2 protein-coding genes are annotated in these 2,012 nt (G+C 76.2%); one reads left to right on the top strand and one right to left on the bottom strand.

Annotated elements, in window-relative coordinates; translation table 11 throughout:
• Positions 1 to 884: serine/threonine-protein kinase (locus MHW47_RS34945; protein WP_239227845.1), on the bottom strand; the 884-nt coding region annotated here is incomplete at its 3' end.
• Positions 885 to 1,355: 471 nt separating this feature from the next.
• Here MHW47_RS34945 and MHW47_RS34940 point away from each other — a divergent pair.
• On the top strand, positions 1,356 to 2,012 hold a 657-nt coding region (locus MHW47_RS34940; RefSeq protein ID WP_239227844.1), incomplete at its 3' end, for an FHA domain-containing protein.

Genomic DNA, 2,012 nt, shown 5'->3' with positions numbered 1-2,012 from the left:
ACCCCGTCGGCCGCGGCGATCTGCGCGGCGCTCGCGTGCACCCCGATGCCGGCGGCGACGGTGCGCAGGGCCCGGGCCAGGCTCTCGGCGCTCGGGCGGCGGTCGGGGTCCTTGCTCAGGCAGCGCTCGACGACCGTCCACAGGGGCTCGGGGACGGTGCTGGGGCGGCGGGGCTCCTCGCTGAGGTGCCGGTGCAGGACTTCGAGGGCGGTGCCGCCGGCGAACGGCGGGCGGCCGGTGAGCAGCTCGTAGAGCAGGATGCCGGCGCCGTAGATGTCCACGGCGGAGGTCTGCGGGCGGCCCTCGGCGGACTCCGGCGCCACGTAGGCGGGGGTGCCGACGAACTCGTGGGTCCTGGTCAGGCCCGGCGAGTCGGCGAGGCGCGCGATGCCGAAGTCGGTGAGCATCGGGCGCATCTCGCCGTCCGGGTCGGCGAGCAGCACGTTGGCGGGCTTGAGGTCGCGGTGGACGACCCCGTCCGCGTGGCTGGCGGCGAGCGCGTCGGCGATCTGCGCGGTGAGCAGGGCGGCGGCGACCGGGGTGAGCGGGCCGTTGTCCCGCAGGTAGTGGTGCAGGTCGGGGCCGTCGATCAGGTCCATCACGAGGGCGAGGAGGTCGCCCTCGACGACGAGGTCGCGGGTGCGCACGATGTTGGGGTGGGTCAGCCTCAGCAGGACGGAGCGCTCCCGCAGGAACCGCATCACCACGTCCGCGTCGTTGGCCAGCTCCTCCTTGAGGACCTTGATCGCCACGGTCTCGCCGGGCCGGCCGGTCACGGCCGCCTCGGCGCCCGCCGCCTCGCGCTGGCTGGCACGCCAGACGGTGCCCGTGGCGCCGCGTCCCAGCGGCTCCTCCAGGAGGTACTTGCTGCCTACCGGCCGCACGTCATGCGCTCCCTGCTGGTCGTGGAAGTTGCGGTCCCCCCGGAGATGCCTCCCGGAGTTTCCGGCCCACTCTAGAGGCTGTACGGGGGTCACCGGCCGGGTCCGTAAAGGGACCGGTCCGGCTCGCCGGTTCCGGACGCACGGTCGCCGCCCTCCGGCGCCCGCGCCCCGCCCCGTACGCACGGGTCGCGGGGGAAGACGCCCGCACCGCGCAGATGGTTGCCGCGGGGGCCCGGGGAAACCGGTCATGCCGCACTTTTGGGGGCGGAGCCGACCTTTCAAGATCACTTACCGGCGACCGGCGGGCGTGTTGTCAGTGGCAGGTGCGAGGATGCCTGGAGCACCACTGCGGGGTCGGGAGCCCCGTGGTGCGTGACGAACCTGTACCGGACGACGCGTCCGTGTCGGGTGGGGGGAATCACAGGGCGTCTCCCCGGCCGGCCCCGCGCGCAGAAGGGACCGCTGACGGCGATGCAGATCCGGCTGACCGTCCTCGCGCCGCCCAGCGGCCAGACCCCGGCGCGCGCCTGCGACGTGCTGGTCACCGCCCCCGCGGGGACGGCCCTGGCCGCGGTCGCCTCCGGTCTGGCGATGGCCGTCGCCGGCCCGGACGGCTCCCTCGGCAGCGGCGCGGTGGTGCTCTTCGCGGGCCGGGAGCGGCTGGACGCGCAGCGCTGCGCGCTCGGCGAGCCGCCCCTGGTCGACGGCGCGGTGCTCTCGCTCCAGGCCCCCGGCGAGGACGAGGCCGTGGACGACGCGGTGCCCGCCCGGCTCCAGGTCGTCGCCGGGCCCGACGCCGGCGGCGTCCACCTGCTGCACGGCGGCTCGGTGCGGATCGGCCGCTCGGCGGAGGCCGACGTCCCGCTGGACGACCCGGACGTGTCCCGGCTGCACTGCGAGGTGACCGTCCGCGACGACGGCCGGGTCACCGTGGCGGACCTCGGCTCCACCAACGGCACCTCCCTGGACGGGACGCCGGTCCACGGCAGCCCGGTCCGGCTGGCCCCCGGCGCGCTGCTGCGGCTCGGCGAGTCGACGCTCCGGCTCGCCTCCGGCGCGCGTACGCCGGTGCTGGCGACGACGCCGGACGGCGAGGGCCATCTGCGCGTGGCCCGGGCCCCGGCCCCG

Source organism: Streptomyces sp. OfavH-34-F (assembly GCF_022347745.1).
Classification (GTDB): Bacteria; Actinomycetota; Actinomycetes; order Streptomycetales; family Streptomycetaceae; genus Streptomyces.
The sequence above is the reverse complement of the archived record's forward strand: the minus strand, read 5'-3'. Positions and strand labels throughout refer to the sequence as shown.